Origin of the sequence: Porphyromonas gingivalis ATCC 33277 (assembly GCF_000010505.1) — a bacterium.
Taxonomy (GTDB): Bacteria; Bacteroidota; Bacteroidia; order Bacteroidales; family Porphyromonadaceae; genus Porphyromonas; species Porphyromonas gingivalis.
Window position 1 is genome coordinate 339869 of the sequence record NC_010729.1, and the last position, 18504, is coordinate 358372.

An 18504-nucleotide genomic window follows, 5' to 3' on the forward strand; every position below is an offset into this window, starting at 1 on the left:
CGGTCAGGATTTGCCCGAAGCGTCGTTGCGATTGTTCTTCTTCCGAATCAGCTCTCCTATAAGGCCGGCACCTACGGCCCCGATAGCGATCCAGAGAGCCTCCATCTTGCTACTCAAAAGGCCTGCCCAAATCAGGATGAGACCAATGAAAAAGACAAGCAATCCAAAGATCAAGGATGCAATCGTGTGCGCCAGTATTTTACGTCTTTTGTTCCTGTCCATCTGTTTTTCCGATTTATCCTGTCTCAATGATACTAAAATTCGGAAGTGAAGTGGAAACGTATATCGGGGAAATCCTGCTGCGCCATATTCAGCACATAGCCGGAGTCGGCCAAATATACATCTCTCCCGGCAATATCTTTTGCCATATACTGCGCTTTTCGCTTCTTGAATGCCTCCAAAGCCTCCGGCTTGTCACTGTCTATCCAGCAGGCTTTGTACAGGCTGATCGGTTCCCAACGACACTGCGCTCCGTATTCATGCAGCAGACGGTATTGGATCACTTCGAACTGTAGCTGCCCCACGGTCCCGATAATCTTGCGCCCGTTGAACTGATTGGTGAATAGCTGTGCCACCCCTTCGCCCATGAGCTGGTCGATCCCTTTGGCCAGTTGCTTGGCTTTCATCGGATCCTGATTTTCAATGTACTTGAATAGCTCCGGCGAGAAGCTTGGCAAACCGCGGAAATGAAGCTCTTCGCCGGCTGTCAGCGTATCTCCAATCTGAAAATTGCCGGTATCGGGCAGACCGATAATATCACCGGCATAGGCTTCATCCACCGTCTCCTTGCGCTGCGCCATAAAAGCCGTAGGACTGCTGAATCGGAACTGTTTGCCGAGGCGGATATGCTTGTAGTTCGTATTTCGTTCGAACCGACCGGAACAAATCTTGACGAAAGCAATACAGCTGCGATGGTTGGGATCCATGTTGGCATGTATCTTGAAAACAAAACCCGTAAATTCCTCCTCGTGCGGATCCACTTTCCTCTCCACTGCAGCCACCGGCTGGGGAGAAGGGGCAATCTCGACGAAGCAGTTCAGCAGCTCCTGCACACCGAAGTTGTTGAGTGCCGAACCGAAAAACACCGGAGCAAGCTGTCCGGCCAGATATTCCTCTTTGTCGAAAGGCTGATAAACACCATCGATCAATTCGATGTCCGCACGCAACTTCTCAGCTTGAGTGTCTCCGATGTATTGTTCCAATTCGGGCGAACTCAGATCCTTGAAAGCCACGCTCTCCGTGATACGCTGCTTGTCCGGGGTAAAGAGATTCAGCTCCTCCTCGTATATGTTGTACACGCCTTTGAATCGGGCACCCATATCGATAGGCCAGGAGAGTGGCCGCACACGGATCTGAAGCTCTTCCTCCACCTCGTCCAGCAGATCGAAGGGATCCTGTCCCTCACGGTCCAGCTTATTGATGAAGACGATAACGGGAGTCTTGCGCATACGACAAACTTCCATCAGCTTGCGCGTCTGCGTCTCGACCCCCTTGGCGCAGTCGATGACGATGATCACACTGTCCACAGCAGTAAGCGTGCGGAATGTATCTTCTGCAAAATCTTGGTGACCGGGAGTGTCGAGGATGTTGATTTTATAGTCCTTGTAGTTGAATCCCATGACGGACGTTGCCACCGATATACCACGCTGACGCTCTATCTCCATCCAGTCGCTGGTAGCCGTTTTCTTTATCTTGTTGCTTTTGACCGCTCCTGCCACATGAATGGCACCTCCGAAGAGCAAGAGTTTTTCCGTCAGAGTCGTTTTCCCCGCATCCGGATGACTGATAATGGCGAAGGTCCGCCGAGTGTTGATTTCTTCCGTGTAAGCACTCATATTCTGCTGATTCTATTTAGGTCGCAAAGGTAGTCAAACTTGTCCGTAGGGCAGGAAACGGCCTTTTTTATTCTCTCGCAAGGAACATTTAGGATTCCTTTGCAAGGAGCCTTTTACTCCATTTGCATGCCGATAGAAACTTGCTTTCAGCAAGCATTTATATACACGGATAGAGACTACGGTTCCTTTGTAAAGCCCTTTGACGAATGATTAAATGACAATGAATAACTACACTCAGCTCCTATATTGAGACCATCCCTGAATCCATCGCAGCGATGCACTTGATACCGGAATAGGCAAAACAAATGCCGGCAGATAGGTATTATACTACAGACTGCAAAGGGATATATTTGCAGCTGTAACTTTTTTTTCAACAGAACCAATTATAAAGAGATCGGAGCGCGAGATGGTAAGAAATCCGGAAGAAGTACTCGAACAGACCTACAGCATGGCTGCAGGCAAATATGCCAAGACATGGTATCAGATATTTTGGTTGGGCATCATGGCCGGAGCATACATTGCTATCGGAGGCTTTTTGTCCCTGTTGGTAGGTAAAGGTTTTCCCGAGATGGCAGAAGCCAATCCGGGGTTGGCCAAACTGCTGAGTGGGGCGATGTTCCCCGTCGGCTTGATTCTTGTGGTGCTCACCGGAGCCGAGTTATTCACCAGCAATAATGCCGTACTGATTCCTGCCGCCGTCAAAAGTCGCATCCCGCGCCTCTTCCCACTCAAGCTCTGGTCGGTGGTCTATGTGGCCAACTTTATCGGTGCTTTCCTTTTTACCTATTTCCTTGTCCATTTGGCCGGCTTCACCGATGCGGATCCTTGGCATAGTGCCATCGTCCATCTGTCGGAAGACAAAACCTCCCTGCCTTTTCACGTAGCATTTCTTAGGGGAATCGGTGCCAACTGGTTGGTTTGTCTGGCCGTCTGGCTGGGACTTTCGGCTCATGACTTTACGGGCAAAATGTTCGGTATCTGGTGGCCGGTGATGGCATTCGTGGCTATGGGATTCGAACACTCCATTGCCAATATGTTCTATATTCCACTCGGCATACTGCAAGGGGCCTCCGTCAGCTGGGGCAGCTTCGTGATCGACAATCTGCTGCCCGTCACCATCGGAAATATCGTCGGCGGTGCACTCTTTGTCGGCTTCTTCCACGTCCATATATTCGATAGAGGAGGAAAGTAGAAAAAAGGCTTTGCTCCAAGTGGCATATCAGACACCATCTTGCCTGATGTTTCAAGAGAGAATTGGCTGAAAAAAAGCTGACGGCTTACCGGAGCTATTCTCCACCGATACGAAAACGAATCGCTCCGGACTCATCGATCAGCAGGAGTTCTAATTCGGCCGATGGTACCGATGGGCGGCAAGTTTCCCAAGATCGTTCGGCAATCTTTCGTAGCAGTCGATCGCTGTCCTCCGCACTCGGCATAGTCCATAGCTCACGAGCCAAATTCAGGCTGTCTATTATGGCATGGATGTCTTCCGAACAACCTGCCTGACGAGCCAGTTCGTGCAGGAAATCCCGATTCATCACTACCTTTTTACTGTGCGTATCCAGATAGCCTTCGGCGAGTTTCACTGCTTTGCCGAGCATGATTCCTACCGTTACCGAACGGACGGAAGGGAAGGAAGCTACACAACTGAGTGATTCGCCGACGAAATTGCCATACTGCACAAAGGCCTGTGGAATGAGTGCCGGATAGGCTCCTTTTACATAACGCTCACTCTTGGCTCCCGAATTGAGGACGATATGATCGGCTCCCAAGGCGGTGGCAATACCCACTTGCTTGCGGATGGCACCAACGAATGCTTCGGCCGAAAAAGGTTTCACTACTCCCGATGTTCCGATAATAGAGATGCCGTCCCGTATGCCGAGTCGGGGATTGAATGTCTGGGTGGCAGCCTTTCGGCCTTCGGGTACGCTAATCGTAATATCCACACCTCCCTGCGCATAGAGTCGGCGTACCTCTGCTGTCATCATTCGTCGTGGTACGAGGTTGATAGCCGGGCCTCCGACCTCCAGACCGAGGCCGGGGAGCGTCACTACCCCCACCCCTTCACCCTGCAGGAAGCGGACTTCCTCATGTTCGGGATTGAGCCTGATCGTAGCGCATACCGCCATGCCATTGGTCACATCCGGATCATCACCTGCATCTTTCAGGACTGCGGATACGACAGCATCTTCTTCCTCTCGAATTTCCGCTATGGGCAGACTGACTATTTCGCCCGAAGGCAATTCTACGGGAGCTTCGGCAAGAGAGCCAAGCCCCATCAATCGGTACATGGCTGCTACTACTGCAGCGGTAGCTGTGGTGCCAGTAGTGAATCCGCTTCGGAGTGAAAAGAATCCCGGCACGAGGCGTTCTACCGCCCGTCTCAAACCGACAGGCCCGCCTACGGGAATGAATGAAGGAGGCAAAGGGGGACGTACGACGGCATATATACGGATGCCCATCCGTCGGGCAGCTTCTATCTTTTCTCGGAAGTAACCGCTCTCTCCGCTTTCTTTTGTGATAATGGCATCGGGGCGAACGGCTTGCATCAGCTCCTCGTCCGCATGCGGTTCGAAGAAAACGATGCGCTCCGCAGGAAAGCCGTTCTTCTCTGCCAAAGCAACCGATTCGTCTCGCTTCAATATGCGGCAAAAGGTGGTGCGCTCTTTCCAGAAAGCAGCCAGCTTGGGGATTGTATTCACTCCTGTGAGCATCAGCAGACGCTGCACGCCATCGCCAAGCATCCGCTCGGCAGCCGTATCGTAGTTTGCACACCAGACGATACCTTCTTCGCGTGGAGGGTATTGTCTCTCGTATCTTACTACGGGGATACCTGTTTGTTCAGTGGCTTCTGCCACTGAAGTGTGCAATTCTTCGGCGAAAGGATGAGCGGCGTCCACGATCAGTCGGATCTCTTCTTTCCGACAAAACGAAACCATGTCGGCAACCGTCATGGCTCCTGTCAGACGATGGCCGTGGCTGCACCGGATCTCTTGCAGATTGCCTTTGGTGGAGTAGAAAAACGGACTTCCCGCTTCATCCAGCACGCGAGCTGCTGCACGGCCTTCCGTAGTACCGCCGAAGAGTAGGATCATGTGCGGAAGAGGTGTTTGAATTCGTCGGCATACAACCGCGACAGCCCTTCTCGATTGTCTATGGCTTCTCCCACGACTATCGTCGTTGTCAGGGTCAGGTTGTTCCCTTTTACGATTTCTGCCAAATGCCGGAGCGTACCTCGGAAGATTTTTTCATCCGGCCAGGTCAGTCGATAGCAGGCCGCTACAGGCGTGTCGGGAGAGTAGTGCATCATCAGTTCGCGCTGTACATCGTCCACGATGCCGGCACTAAGGAAGATACACATGGTGCTTTGGGACTGTGCCAGCAGATGGAGCTTCTCTTTCTCCGGCATGGGAGTGCGCCCTTCGCCACGGGTGAGGATAATGGTTTGTGTACGTTCGGGAATGGTAAACTGTGAGCGCAGAGCTGCGGCCGCAGCTTGAAACGAGGAGATACCCGGCGTGATATGATAGCGCATGCCGTAGTGGTCGAAGAGTGCCATTTGCTCTTGGATAGCACCGTAGATGCAGGGATCGCCCGTATGCAGGCGTACCACTAATTTGCCTCGGCGGTAAAAGTCCGACATGATCTCGAACTGTTCTTGCAGATTCATCGCAGCCGAACTTCTGACCGTGGCACCGGCTTTGGCACAAGCAGTCAGTTCGCGAGGGACAAGGCTGCCGGCATAGAGAATCAGATCGGCCTTTTCCAAGAACTGTCTGCCTCGCACCGATACCAGATCGGGATCGCCCGGACCCGCTCCCACTATTTCGATATGGCCGGCACGGGTGGAGTCGGCTGTCTGTGCCACGGCAAAGGTAAAATCGTTACCCTCCGATAGCTGCCCTTTCTGCTTCTCTATCACAAGACTTCCCATATCCGCTGCTTTCCGCGCCGAGGCTTCGGCTACTCCGTAGCAACCCGTAACGGCAAATACCTTTTCCGAGGGGTTGGCTACTCCCACCGGCTGTAGGTCTTGTCCCGTATATATATGTAGCGGTATCCCTCCGAGACGATGTACGAGATCGGCCACAAGCGGCTCTTCGGTTTTGATGTCGATGGTGGCTATCCGGCCGATGGCTTCGGGGGCATACCCCAATCGCCGTATTTCAGAGAAGATGTGCTTCGCAATACCTTCGGGGGCGCATAGCCTGCGACAACCTATTCCGATCGTAAGAACGGGAGGATAGTAGCAGATCATCGGCAACCGGCTCTCCAAGTGCCGGGCAGAAACAACCAAAAGGAGGTCGAACTCCGCCTGATCGACAGCATCGAATGAGTAGAAAAGGCGGACATGAGGCGGACAAGACCTTTCCAAAAAATCTTCTCCTCGCCCCGAAGTCTCCAATACCAATGCCGTACGTGCTCCCCCCACGAAGAGCGAAATGGGACGATTCATGTCGCCTGTATTGGAAACGGCTTTCCATCCATAGGTCGAAGCCAGCGTATCCAATGCCCAGAGTCCTGTTCGGTCGCTTTGGGTGGTGACCACCGGTTCGCCACCGATGGCAGAGGCGATCAGGCGTGTCAGATCGTTAGCTCCACCCACATGACCGCTCAGAACGGAAACCACGTACCTGCCCGTGCTGTCTACGTTCACTACGGCCGGATCATGATGTTTGTCCGCTACATAAGGCGCGATGCTCCTTATACAGATTCCCATGGCACCGATGAAAACCCAAGCATCGTATCGGGCAAAAGATTCGGCCATCAGCTCCGCAATGGAAGAGACGCAGGAAACATCCTCTGTGCAGTCGGTAAAACTCGTGCCGACGGCAAAAATCTCTTTCTCTCCCGATAGTTCGGATGCAATGGTCCACGCCAATGCCAGACCGGCAGCGGATACACAAATTATGGCAGTATGATTCGGTTTCGACATGATTGGGTAGTGTCTATTCTTTTTTTCTTGCTTGGAGTATGTCGATAGGATTGTTGCCGTCAGCCGTCAGTCGGATGGATGAGAGCAGCTCCATCCCACAGACTTCTATTCCGGTCAGGAAGAGGTGCCGACTCTCTTCCGATACGGAGTTGAATACCAGCAGGCCGCCCTTTGTCATAACGCTGTGCACCTTGGCAATCATTTCTACAAGACGGCCTCCGTGACCGCCGATAAAAACGGCATCGGGCGGAGCGAGGGAAGAAATATCCTCCTCCATAAAATCTCCGATCCGGTAGGCTATGCCGGGTGCACCGAAGCGGCGACTGTTCACAGCCATCAGTTCGGCCCCTTCGGGACGGATCTCAAACGCAGTGATATGCAAATGAGGAAAGTTCAATTTGGCTTCGATGGAAACGGATCCCGTACAAAAACCTATATCCCAAAAGGATGAGGCTCGGTGCAGTTCGAGACAACTGAGCGAAACGAGTCGGAACGGCATCTTCGTAATCATCTTCGTTCGCCCGTTGAGCGGCATGAAAGCACTTTCGGACAGTCCGAGCGGAGCACGACTGCAAACGAATGGCCGAGTAGCCGAGAGTATCACGCAGTTGGGGCGTTCGAAGTCGCGATCGGCTGCCTCCTGCAGGGAGAGCGTGTCCAAGCATTGCTCTTGGGGGTTTCCCATCCGAGTACCTACGGACATGGTATAGTCCTCATAGCCGTAATCGAGCATTCGCATTGCGATAGCGGAGGGGGTATGCTCGTGGTCGGTCAGAATGCCGATCTTCTCTGCCCGCTCGATCAGTGCCCGGTCGAACTCATGCCATGGCCTGCCCGTAAGCGATACGATACGCATATCGTGGTACGGCATGCAAAGAGCATGAGCAAGCATCTGCAAGCTGTTGAACGTGGGATAGACCGTAACCTCAGCATCGGGTAGCCGATTCATCACCGTATTGGCAAAGCCGAAGAAAAGCGGATCCCCCGAAGCGAAAACAACTATCTCCTCAAACTCCCGATAACGGGCAAATACATCATCCAGCGGTACTGTAATATCTATCCACTCGGCATCCGCAGGGAGTAGTCCGCGCACGATCTCATGATGCCGTTTACCTCCGCTGAATACCTTGCCGGAAGCAATAGCTGTCATAGCCGCAGGAGGGAAGAAAGGATGGGGGTCATCGCTCATCCCGAGTATGACGAATCGCTGTCGCCGTATCTGAGGAGAAGCTCCTCCGTAAGTAGCTTCACACATCGCGCCCCGGTCTGAGTTGTTCGGCATCGTTATAGCAGAGTATGGCATTGACCAGCGTGGCAGCCAGATTGCTGCCGCCTTTACGGCCTTCGACGATAATCTTCGGAATGGAGCGGAACGGCTTCACGGCATGTTTGGATTCCTGTACGTGGACGAATCCGACCGGTGCCGCAATGATCCCGGCCGGAGAGGCTTTGCCTCGACGGATCAGATCGGCCACTTCCTGTAAGGCTGTGGGTGCATTGCCGAAGGCGAAAAGAGCATCGGGGTGCTCCTCCACGGCCAGGCGTATGCCTGCCTGCGTTCGGGTGATGCCGTGACGAGCGGCCAGTTCTGCCACGCGCGGATCATGCAGATAGCATTTGGCCTCCACACCCAGACGCTCCTGTGCCCCCTTGCGAATACCGGAGGTAACCATGGTCACATCTGTGACAATCGTGCGCAGCCGTCCGGCTTCGATCATTTCATACAGAGAAGCCACCGCACCGGCATCCGTGTAGAGTATATTCTCCATATCGAAGTCCGCTGTGGTATGAATGGCATGGAGCAAAGCCCACTTGTGGTCTAAAGGCCAATCCTGACGGTGCAGCTCTTTCTCGATCGTGCGGAAACTCTTGATCATAATCTCCTGCCCGATACCTTTGGCTTCGATCTCTTCTTCGGGGTAGTAGCCGCGAGGGGTGATAAAGTGCCCTTCGTAGCAGTACGACTGCGAATTGCCTACGAGTACGACAGTGAACATATCCACCACTTCGGGATCGAATTCGCCGAGAGTCGTCACCGTCACCTGCTCCTCTTCCCGACCTGCCTGACGGACAAGTCCGACGGGCGTATCGGCCGAACGATACTGCATGAAGATCTCTACGAAACGATAGAGCTGCCAGTATCGGCCCTCGCTCTTAGGATTGTATATAGCTGTGACGAAGTCTGCGGAGGCTGCTGCCACTATGCGCTTTTCGATGATCGGCCAAGGGGTCATCAGATCGCTCAGCGAGATCAGGCAGAGGTCGTGACCGATGGGAGCACCCAGCAGCGAAGCCGCTTTCTGAAAAGCACTGATGCCGGGCAGCACTTCGATGTCCATCTCCACGCCTTTGGCTCGTTTCATTTCATATATAAGAGGAGCCATACCGTAGATGCCGGCATCGCCGGAGCTGATCACGCAGACCGTCTTGCCGCTGAGGGCATACCCGAATGCTTCCTCGGCACGCTGCCGCTCCTTCTTCATGCCGGTATCCACGCAGTGGGTATCCGGACGGAGATAAGGTTCGATAAAACGGAAATAGTATTTATAGCCGACGACTACGTCGGACCGGCCGATAGCCGATAGCACTGCAGGAGTAATATCCGATGCTCCTCCCGGACCGATGCCGGCTACGATGATTCGTGCTCGATTCATTTTGCTGAAAACAGATGAAGGTATTGGAAGAATGGAGATGGCGGGCGAATAGTGTTCGCCTGCGCTCCCCACAAAAGTAAAGAAATAAGACATGCAGCCATAACGCCCCGACATCGATCCGATCGCGCCAATGTCTATAGCCTGCTGTCATGGAAACACGAACCAAAAATGCGCCGATTGCGGCGCGTGTTTTCTGAAAAAATGGCGCGAGAATTGTTTCGTTGTGGCGTGAGAATTTTTCATTTCCCGAACCAGAAGCAAAAAATTTACGCGCCACGTTTTGAGGAGCGACGAACACAAAAATTCCGGCGCGTAAACCGATCCCGATATAAGCCGATGTGTCAATGCTCTTTGGTTTGAGTTCGGTATCGGAAGAGAGTAATAGTAGTATCGGATGAGGTAACGCTTCGGATCGTCGATGGGGTGCTGAAAGGATGAGATTCGGGGAAGGGCAAAAAAATTGCTCTATCGGATGACAGATTCCGGTTTGTTCTGCGTCTCGTAAATAAAGACCTTTGCAACGGAGGTCCTGTCCCGATTACTTAAGCATGGAAGTAGAAGCATTCGCCCATAGCGTAGCCCCTTTGGCCCCTCGACTCAAACGAGTGGCATATAGCATCCTCGACGACGAGGAAGCTGCGGCCGACGTGTCGCAAGAGGCTCTGATGCGTCTGTGGATCAACCGAGAGCGGCTGGGCGGATACGACAGCATCGAAGCAGTGGCTGTGACCACTGCTCGGCGAATAGCCTTGGATATGCTCCGCAAAGAAGGACGGATGGAACCGCTACAGGACGATCTGCCTTTCTCCGATCATGCCCCTACACCCCAAGGTGTACTGGAGCAATCCGAGACCATGCGTCTGGTGGAAGCTGCTATCGAAGCACTGCCTCCGTTGCAGCGAATGACTTTCCGGCTGAAAGAGATCGAAGGCTACGAAAGCGAGGTAATCGCCCGGCTCGTAGGCGTGAAGGTCGAAGCCGTTTATACCAACTTGAGCCGCGCCCGACGCGCACTGCGTACAGCACTGGCTCTCCAACTCAAACGATGATGAAACGAATAGGGTTCAACAAAAAAGCTGTTCCGACCGAAGCGGAAATCGGCCAATTGTTAGATAAGTACTTCGACGGGCTTACCTCCGGAGCAGAAGAGGATCGCCTGCGTCGCTATTTTGCTACGGCCAAGCAGCCCGAGCAGTGGGAGCACTTGCGCCCCCTCTTCGGTTATGTCAGTTGCAGGCGTGCCGTGGATGGGCGTTTCCTTTCCGACACTCGGAAACTTGCTACCCGCAACTTGCTCTCAAGACGTATCCTGTGGAGTGTAGGAGGAGCCTCCGTAGCAGCGGCCATCGCTCTGACGATCGCTCTCCGATCGCCTCATGTGGCGGATCAGCCACTGCCGACTACGGGTTCCTTCGCCGTGGTGAACGGCGAGCGTGTGAACGATCCCGATCTGGTGCGACTGTATGCACAGGAAGCCTTCGATGCTGTATCCATCGATAGGGAGGAGTTGGCACAGGAGCTTTTCGACCTTTGACAGATAGATGAGCGAATACATAAATCAGAACAAAACAGTATCAGCAATAAAAACGATGAAACAGTACAAACTATATCTGTTCACCCTGCTCCTGTGCCTGACGGCTCTTGCTTCGGCATACGGACAGAGTTCGGCGCAGCCCCATGTACAAGGGGTATTCGACCACTACGGCCGAGCCAAAGATGTGACAATGGTGGTGATGAACCGTGAGATGTTGGTCGAATACGACATCCATCTGTACAAGAGCCTGACCATGCGCGATCCGGGCAAACGCCTGCAGAAGATACAGGCTGCGGTATCCGCTGATCGAAAGTCTGCCAAGAGTATCAAGGAAGTGATAGACTCCGGTATCCTGACTTCGGGCTACTATGAATTGCCTCCGGCCAACGGTCTGAACCGATATGTACTCTATCGCTACAATCCTAAACGCGGTATCACACTCATCTACATCGAGGGTAAGATCGGTTCCGAGGATCTGGTATCGCTCCTGATGCAAAACAAGAATTGATAAACAACTAACATATAAAATACAGGATCACTTATGAAAAAAGCATTTCTCTTAGGCCTCGCCGGTATCTTCTTCGCTCAAACGGCTATTGCCGGCAATGCCGCGCAAGGAGTTCCCGACACGACTGTCCGAATCGAGGACAAAGTACTCGTCATCAACGAAACCGAGGACGACATCGACATCATGCTCTATCGTTACAATCCCGACGGCACGCGCGGACGCAGCGAACAAGTATTCAAAGGAGTATATCTCAAAGGGAGGAGTATCGAACAGCGTTTCCGCAATACGATCTTCGATGTACCTCTGAATCTTACGAGAAGCAACAAGTGCTCCGGCGACAAACGTATTCGTTCCATTGGATCGGGTTCTTTCAAACTCGGATTCGTGAACCTGACAGGTTCTGCAGGCGAGCATATCAATGCCAGCTCTTCGCTTCGCTATACGCTCGGTTTGATGAGCGTCTCGTACCGACTCAATGACTGGCTGGTGATAGCTCCCAATCTGGACATCGAGTTCAACTCCATTCACTTGAAGAACAATTATTCATTTCAGGATGTCGAGGGGCTTACCCAAGTACTCCCGGCTGCGGAAGGAGTCACTTACGACAACAGCCGACTGCACATCACCTATATGAACGTCGCCGTACCGTTTATGATGAAGAAGTGCCGCAGCTCCTTTTCCCTCTATGCCGCTCCGGTGCTGAAGTTCAAGACGGCTTCCAGCTCTAAGGTGTGGTTGCCGGACAACAAGAGTCACCAGAAACACGGTCGCGATCTGAACCTGAATCCTATCGTCCTCGAAGCTCGTGTCGGTATCAATTACAGTGCTTTCAATCTCTATGGTTCTTATACGCTTACACCCCTGTTCCGCAGTGGGAAAGGACCTGACACACGCATGTTCGCCATCGGCTTCGGTTTTGGCTTCTAAAAACGAAAAAGCAATGAAACGTTTCTTTTTGACCACCGCTATACTGCTGTCCTCCGTGCTTGCCTCTTACGCCGACAGCCTTCCTTCGGCCGTTCGCGATACGGTGATTCGTGCCGGGGAGAAAACCATTATGATCAAGGATGGTGAGGACGATTTCGAGGTAATTATACAGGAGTCCATGCCTTCCGGAGATACGATCCGAAACGAAAAGATATTCAGAGGTGTCTATCGCAATGGTCGCAGCATCGAACAACGCTTTCGGAATACTTTGATCAATCGGCCGAACAGGGATAAGGAAATGCCCGTTTGGGGTACCTACGGTTTCGGCTCTTTCGAATGGGGTGAGTTGAAGGTCGATGACTCTCATTCCGACATAGGTCGGAGTCATTCCTACCGTGTTTCGATTCAGATCTTCGGAGACATCTACCGTCTGAACAAGTATCTGGTGCTTACTTATGCCCTCGGTTGGGATGCCGACATTTACCGCATCACCGACTCCAAAACGCTGAAGAATATCGACGGAGTGACTACCGTAGTGGACGTGCCCGGCCGAGCCGAATGTACACTCACTGCTGCATATCTGAAAGCCATGCCGGCATTGGCATTCAATGGGGTCGGTTCTAACTTGACTGTTTATATAGCTCCTGTATTGAGAGCCAAAGTATATTCTGCTGCTACGACCGATGGCCCCGATGGCCGGCTGGAAAAGTTGAGGAGGGTCAAACTGAACACCTTCTCGGTCGAAGCCCGTGCCGGTATCAACTATCGCAACGCAGGGATTTTCTTCACCTACTCGCTGACACCGCTTTTCCGAAGCGGCAAAGGCCCCAAGCTCCATCCTTACACAATCGGTTTGTCCTTGAGCTTGTAAATACTCGCCCATATCTATTCGGACAAACCTCAAAAACGGATGCGGGACAGAATAAGGTTTTTAATACCTCATCTGTCCCGCATGCTATCTATTGATACACAGGTATCCGATAAAAATAGTCCATCTATATCCTAATTACTCTATCGAGACCTTTGCAAAATAAGGAGATGGAGGGAAGAGGAGTTCTTGGCATAAAAGGAGCGAGTGAAAGGGGTGGCAGTAAGGAGTGAAAGTAGTTGTAAATCCCCCCTTGAGGAGCTACTTGCACGAGCTCCTCAAGGGGGGTTATGCCTTATCCTACGGATGAGGACATAATTATCCCCGGGGTTCTGTATAAATTAAAGGCGATGCTTTCAAGAATGTTTTGAGTATGGGTCTTGGCAAGTCCCCGGTATCGACATCGTCCGCCATGAAACCACCGGCGAATACTGCCAAAGGTGCGTTCGATGGTGCTCCGTATCGGACCGATTGCTTTGTTTCGTTGCTTCTCTTCCTCGGTCAATGCCCTGTTGCGTTGTGCCTTGTGCATGATGCCGTCTTGAAGGTGATGGGTTTGCAGGTAGGAACGATTTTCCCCGCAAGCATATCCTTTGTCCGCCAAGACGGCTGTACCTTGAGGTATGTTTGCACCCTGCAATAGGGGAATAAACTCCTTCGTGTCACTGCGGTTCGCAGCTGTCGTTATCACCTTTTGAACAATGCCTTGAACATTGGTCAGACAATGCTTTTTGTATCCGTAGTGATAACGCTTTTGTTTGTACACCCAACGGGCTTCTTCATCCGTCCCTTTACGCTGACGGACAACCTGTTTTTGATAATCCTCCTCTGCCTCTTTTTCCGCCTCGCTCCGATTGTCTTGCCTGTCGTCTGCGACTTCAATCGTAATGCTTCCGTTGGGTTTATGCGGCGTCTCCACAAGGCTTGCATCCACAAGCACCCCTTCCCTGACCGAAATGTGATGGCGGGAAAGTTGTTTGTTAAACTGCGCCAATAGTTTGTCCATGAGACCCAACTCTGTCAGTGCCGAACGAAATCGACTGATGGTGCTGTGGTCGGGAGATACCTCTTCCATCTTCAGCCCCAAGAATCGGGAAAAGGTGATTGAATCATTGATGCGCTCCTCCAAAGCACAATCACTGAGGTTGTACCATGTCTCCAAAAGCAACATCTTGAATAAGAGAATCACGTCATAAGCCGGGGCGCCGATGGCATTTTGTCGCTTCGTGTATTTCTTGTTGATCAGCGTCCTGATCGGACGCCAATCGATAAGCGTGTCAACCTGATTGAGGAAGTCGTTTTGTGCTTTGCGATAACGCTTTGAAAGGAGTGCGTCTGCAAATGTTACATGCTCATCGGTATTCTTGGATTGGTATGCCATGGGAGGAATATTATGCTGTTTTTAACACTCAAATATACAAAAAACTCCCTATTACACAATGAATTAACAAACAAAATACACACCAATCGCCGTGCAAAGGTCTCCTATCACATGTCTCCCAGTAGTAATCATCATTAAATAAGTCTGGAGCAGATCTCTTCCTAAACTCTATTTTAATACCACTATACCACTTGACACTAATGTTATAATTGCAGAGAAATCATAACTGTCGTAAAGTACTCCAAATCGTCCTCTGTACGAATGTGTACCACTGGCTCTAATATTATTCTCATCTATAACAGAAAAATTTGCTATTGATAATGAATTCTGTACATATGTCCTTCCTTTGAAGCAAGAATTATAATACTCTCTGCAAAAAGCCTCAAGAAATTTATTGACATCTTGTTTTTTTACGAAGCTAGAAAGAGTATTAGTTTCTTCTACAGAAGTCTTATTGATTTGTTGTGCTTCTACTTGGATAGAAGAGAAAATTGCTAAAAAAAACATCAATAGTAATGCTTTAGTCTTTTTCATAACCTAAAAAATGAGTTAAAAATTCCAAAAATAATAATCTTGAAAATCAGTGAACATATGGAACAGGCATCCTATCCCTATTGGGCGTATCCACCAAGGCAGATTAAATCTTTTTAGTGGCACGACACAAAGTATCGTATAAAATCCTATTGCCCAATAAGAATGCAGTGGATGAAATCCGATACTGCATCTGTTTGGGTCGAATATGGGTGTTGCCAATAAATGATCTAAATCTACCAACATTGTGGATAGCATGATTAAATAAGCCTTTATGCGTTTGCCTTTCTGAAAGAATAAGGCAAACAATAGAGGTGCAAAAAAATGGAAAGAATAGTGAACAATAAATTGGATACTCATTTGAGCTTAATAATTTTATTATACTTAAAACGATGCATATTCCACTAAATAGTCTTCATTAGTTGTCTTTTTGCAGATTAGCAATAAGAAAACAAACAATCAGAGAGCATATAGCTGTCCATAAAGGCAGCTCAGTAAGAAGACCCAAACCATTGGACTCGCTCGGACCATAACGTATTTTAGGAAAGATGACTATAATCCTATATAACAGAAATGAAGTTTCAAAAATAGCCTTTTTATTATGTATTTTTAGTTGTTTTATTATTGCTGTATGTGGAGTCAAGGCGATTTGTTAATCTTTTGAATCAAAAGCTTTACCAATCCCATACATTATTGGTAGAGAAAGCCAAACTAAGAATGTATGCTCCCTCTACGAGTAAAACAATAAATAATATTTGATAACAACAAGGGAAATAGCACAACTCGTCTTGCTATTTTTAAACGATCTGACATGGTAATTTAATTATTATCCGTAGGCTGTCATCAGCCTACGGATGAGAAATTTGCAATTATAGACCGCCGCTTCCGCCGGTTTGTTCGCCACCGCCTTCGCTCGGAGTGGAGGGAGAGGTGGTGTCATCTACTTTCTGACCGTTGCGATAGACAGCCAAACGGATATTGTCAGCTACGGCTGAGAGCGTGTTATTGATATAGAAGCGGATTCTGGGCTTTTTGAGGATGGAGGCATTCACCTCTTTCTCTGTCTCTACGTACTTCGAGGGAACGGACACGCGGAAGGTGCCGATCTGTCCGAGTCTGACGGTGTTGCCCTCGGTGAGTTCGCGCTGGAGGTAGTAGGCGAGTCGGTCGATGGCATTGCGCACATCGCCTGTGGTCAGGGAGGACATCTCTGCAATGTCTTTGATGACGTCCTCGTACTCGATTACTCGGGGTTTGTCCATTTGGGCATAGTACATGGTCTTGTCCTTGTGCTTGCCGATCTTCATGAGACGGCTCTTGACTGATAGGTTCAGCATTTCGTTTTTTTTTGGTTAAGTGAATTATGGTGATTATTCTCACGTTGTTCTTTTTCTTGAGCCATGACGATGTGCAACCACGGGGAAAATCTCCCGGGAGGTACCACGAAGGCCGAAAGGATTGAGATTTGAAGGGCGAAATGCCTCCCGATACGAAGCGTGGGGAGGTAATACTATAAAGCCCTGAGGGGTTATACTATAAAGGGTAGAGACTTTTAAGTATAAAGTATGGAGACTTGATACTATAAAGTCATGGGGGGTTATACTATAAAGGGTAGAGGCTTTTAAGTATAAAGTGCGGAGACTTGATATTTGCAGGCCTTCGGCGGTTTTGTTCAGGTGCGGACAAACGTCTGCCCGATGATGCTCCGAAAAGAGATATGAGTGGGCAAAACCGATACGCTGCGAGACTTCCCGATGGAGGCCTTGCAGAGGTTGTAACAGGCTGTTTGTCAGCCCTTTACAAATGTAAATAGGGGGGGTAAAATGCCTTTATTCGGCATTTCGACAGCTGCTACGGGGCTATCGTCAGTAGTAAGGATTTGAGGGGATTTCAAACGGAAAAAGCGCAAAGAACGACTTGGTATGCAGTCGTCCGCGAAAGTGGTTTTCTTTGCTTCGATGTCCCGATACATGGTTCCCGATGATAAATGTAATTGAGAGAGTGCCAAAGTTAGAAAATATATTCAGACGATCGAACTCTTTTTCCGACCTGTATAAGATTAACGACTTTATGTTATGGAAACGCTTGTAACACCCGGTGGATAAAGAGAGGCATGAAGTTTCCCATGGCAAGTTTTCTACAAGAGCTTCAGGGCGATGGCGGCACAGGCTTCTGCATCTGCGAGGGCTTGGTGGTGTTGTGCCAATATATATCCGCAGCATTGGGCTACGGCGGGCAGACGATGATCGCTGAGGTGTCGCAGTTGGCGGCGTGCTGCCTGGAGCGTGCAGAAGAACGGGTAGTCGGGGTAGTCCATTCGGTACATCCTGAATACCGCCTTGAGGCAACCTTCGTCGAACGGCTTGTTGTGTGCCACGAGCGGAAGCCCTGCGATCAGAGGCTCCACTTCGGCCCACACGTCCGGAAAGATCCGTGCCGACTCGGTGTCGGCAGCGGTCAGTCCGTGTACGCGTGTATTGTGGTAATTGTAATAGTCCGGTTCGGGGCGAATCAGGCTGTAATAACGGTGTACGATCTCGCCACCTCGTACAACGATGATGCCCACGCTGCAGACGCTCGTCCGCTCGGCATTGGCCGTCTCGAAATCTATGGCAGCAAAGTCCAGCATCGCTTACTTCTGCAAGGCTTCGTTCATCGTCTCGATGATCTTGACGATATTGCCGGTGAAGAACTTCACCGAGATGGCAAGCAGAATGACACCGAAGAACTTGCGCAGGATGTATATACCGCCCTTGCCGAAGAAACGCTCCAGTTGGTTTACGAAACGGAGCATGAGGTAGATCATAGCCACGTTGATAAGGATGGCAATGGCAATGTTGGTCATCGCTATACCGTCGGCACGCAGCGTGAGGATGGTGGTAAAGGTTGCTGCCCCTGCAAAGAGAGGAAATACCAGCGGCACGATGGTGGCACTGCCGGCAGGCCCGTCGTCCTTGAATATCTGCACGCCGAATATCATCTCCACGGCCATCACGAAGAGGACGATAGCCCCTGCCACGCTGAAGGAAGAGACGTCCACACCGAAGAAGTTCAGCATAGGCTCTCCGATGAAGAGGAAAGCGAGCATCATGACGCAGGAGAAAGTGGTGGCCTTGCCGCTATGGAAGGACTGGCCTCTGTCCTTGAGGCTGAGTACTACCGGAATAGCACCGATAATATCGATTGCCACGAATAGAATCACGAAGGAGCCTATGATCTCTTTCAGGTCGATAAGGCTCAAATCTTGTAATACTTTGTCTAAAAAATCCATCGTTTCTGATTTGTTTAGTAGTTAAGGTTGGAAGGTCCGGTTGGTTGTCACGATCTTGA

General features: G+C 50.6%; 19 protein-coding genes and 1 pseudogene. 7 read left to right on the forward strand and 13 right to left on the reverse strand.

Going from position 1 to position 18504, the window contains the following annotated elements; translation table 11 throughout:
• Window positions 1-3 precede the first annotated feature (3 nt).
• Window positions 4-222, reverse strand: coding sequence for a hypothetical protein (locus PGN_RS01495; RefSeq protein WP_021678557.1), 219 nt, complete (start codon window positions 220-222; stop codon window positions 4-6).
• 32 nt (window positions 223-254) lie between these two features.
• Window positions 255-1835: a peptide chain release factor 3 gene (locus PGN_RS01500; RefSeq protein WP_012457417.1), complete on the reverse strand. Its 1581-nt coding sequence runs from the start codon at window positions 1833-1835 to the stop codon at window positions 255-257.
• Window positions 1836-2241: 406 nt separating this feature from the next.
• Between PGN_RS01500 and PGN_RS01505 the strand changes: the two genes are divergently transcribed.
• The gene (locus PGN_RS01505) at window positions 2242-3027 is read left to right on the forward strand and encodes a formate/nitrite transporter family protein (protein ID WP_012457418.1); all 786 of its coding nucleotides are present in this window, start codon (window positions 2242-2244) and stop codon (window positions 3025-3027) included.
• A 94-nt stretch (window positions 3028-3121) separates the two neighbouring features.
• Here PGN_RS01505 and cbiD read toward each other — a convergent pair whose 3' ends face one another.
• The 5 genes from cbiD to PGN_RS12285 form a co-directional block, all read right to left on the reverse strand.
• A complete protein-coding gene (gene cbiD, locus PGN_RS01510) occupies window positions 3122-4930 on the reverse strand; it encodes a cobalt-precorrin-5B (C(1))-methyltransferase CbiD (RefSeq protein WP_012457419.1) in 1809 nt (602 codons plus the stop codon).
• Window positions 4927-6771 (reverse strand): precorrin-4 C(11)-methyltransferase, encoded by a 1845-nt coding sequence (gene cobM, locus PGN_RS01515; RefSeq protein ID WP_012457420.1) that lies wholly within the window; start codon window positions 6769-6771, stop codon window positions 4927-4929. Before cobM ends, cbiD begins: the two co-directional genes overlap by 4 nt.
• 13 nt (window positions 6772-6784) lie before the next feature.
• Window positions 6785-8026 (reverse strand): bifunctional cobalt-precorrin-7 (C(5))-methyltransferase/cobalt-precorrin-6B (C(15))-methyltransferase, encoded by a 1242-nt coding sequence (locus PGN_RS01520; protein WP_012457421.1) that lies wholly within the window; start codon window positions 8024-8026, stop codon window positions 6785-6787.
• The gene (gene cobJ / locus PGN_RS01525; RefSeq protein WP_012457422.1) at window positions 8019-9425 is read right to left on the reverse strand and encodes a precorrin-3B C(17)-methyltransferase; all 1407 of its coding nucleotides are present in this window, start codon (window positions 9423-9425) and stop codon (window positions 8019-8021) included. The genes PGN_RS01520 and cobJ overlap by 8 nt, the downstream gene beginning before the upstream one ends.
• Before the next feature lie 147 nt (window positions 9426-9572).
• Window positions 9573-9668, reverse strand: a complete 96-nt coding sequence (locus PGN_RS12285; RefSeq protein ID WP_077083464.1) for a DUF1661 domain-containing protein — start codon at window positions 9666-9668, stop codon at window positions 9573-9575.
• Here PGN_RS12285 and PGN_RS12290 point away from each other — a divergent pair.
• The 6 genes and pseudogenes from PGN_RS12290 to PGN_RS01550 all read left to right on the forward strand — a co-directional run.
• Window positions 9664-9741, forward strand: a pseudogene (locus tag PGN_RS12290) (DUF1661 domain-containing protein); the annotation flags it as partial. The gene PGN_RS12285 and the pseudogene PGN_RS12290 sit on opposite strands and share 5 nt — an antisense overlap.
• A 232-nt stretch (window positions 9742-9973) precedes the next feature.
• Window positions 9974-10474 (forward strand): RNA polymerase sigma factor, encoded by a 501-nt coding sequence (locus PGN_RS01530; RefSeq protein WP_021665844.1) that lies wholly within the window; start codon window positions 9974-9976, stop codon window positions 10472-10474.
• Entirely contained in the window at window positions 10474-10959 is a 486-nt protein-coding gene (locus PGN_RS01535) for a hypothetical protein (RefSeq protein ID WP_012457424.1), read from the forward strand. The genes PGN_RS01530 and PGN_RS01535 overlap by 1 nt, the downstream gene beginning before the upstream one ends.
• Window positions 10960-11014: 55 nt before the next feature.
• Window positions 11015-11467 carry a DUF6108 family protein gene (locus PGN_RS01540; protein WP_005874251.1) on the forward strand — a complete coding sequence of 151 codons (453 nt, stop codon included), beginning with the start codon at window positions 11015-11017 and terminating at the stop codon, window positions 11465-11467.
• A gap of 33 nt (window positions 11468-11500) precedes the next feature.
• Window positions 11501-12394: a hypothetical protein gene (locus PGN_RS01545; protein WP_005874255.1), complete on the forward strand. Its 894-nt coding sequence runs from the start codon at window positions 11501-11503 to the stop codon at window positions 12392-12394.
• A gap of 13 nt (window positions 12395-12407) precedes the next feature.
• Window positions 12408-13265, forward strand: a complete 858-nt coding sequence (locus PGN_RS01550; RefSeq protein ID WP_012457426.1) for a hypothetical protein — start codon at window positions 12408-12410, stop codon at window positions 13263-13265.
• A gap of 292 nt (window positions 13266-13557) precedes the next feature.
• On the opposite strand, the gene PGN_RS01555 is transcribed toward PGN_RS01550, so the two are convergent.
• The 6 genes from PGN_RS01555 to PGN_RS01575 form a co-directional block, all read right to left on the reverse strand.
• Entirely contained in the window at window positions 13558-14643 is a 1086-nt protein-coding gene (locus PGN_RS01555; RefSeq protein WP_012457427.1) for an IS5 family transposase, read from the reverse strand.
• Between the two features lie 168 nt (window positions 14644-14811).
• Window positions 14812-15177 (reverse strand): hypothetical protein, encoded by a 366-nt coding sequence (locus PGN_RS01560; protein WP_012457428.1) that lies wholly within the window; start codon window positions 15175-15177, stop codon window positions 14812-14814.
• A gap of 15 nt (window positions 15178-15192) precedes the next feature.
• Window positions 15193-15534, reverse strand: a complete 342-nt coding sequence (locus PGN_RS11735; RefSeq protein ID WP_080504393.1) for a DUF6122 family protein — start codon at window positions 15532-15534, stop codon at window positions 15193-15195.
• A gap of 509 nt (window positions 15535-16043) precedes the next feature.
• Entirely contained in the window at window positions 16044-16511 is a 468-nt protein-coding gene (locus PGN_RS01565) for an HU family DNA-binding protein (RefSeq protein ID WP_012457429.1), read from the reverse strand.
• 800 nt (window positions 16512-17311) lie between these two features.
• Window positions 17312-17803, reverse strand: a complete 492-nt coding sequence (locus PGN_RS01570; protein ID WP_012457430.1) for a 3'-5' exonuclease — start codon at window positions 17801-17803, stop codon at window positions 17312-17314.
• A 3-nt stretch (window positions 17804-17806) separates the two neighbouring features.
• Window positions 17807-18445, reverse strand: a complete 639-nt coding sequence (locus PGN_RS01575; RefSeq protein ID WP_012457431.1) for a MarC family protein — start codon at window positions 18443-18445, stop codon at window positions 17807-17809.
• Window positions 18446-18504: the final 59 nt, after the last annotated feature.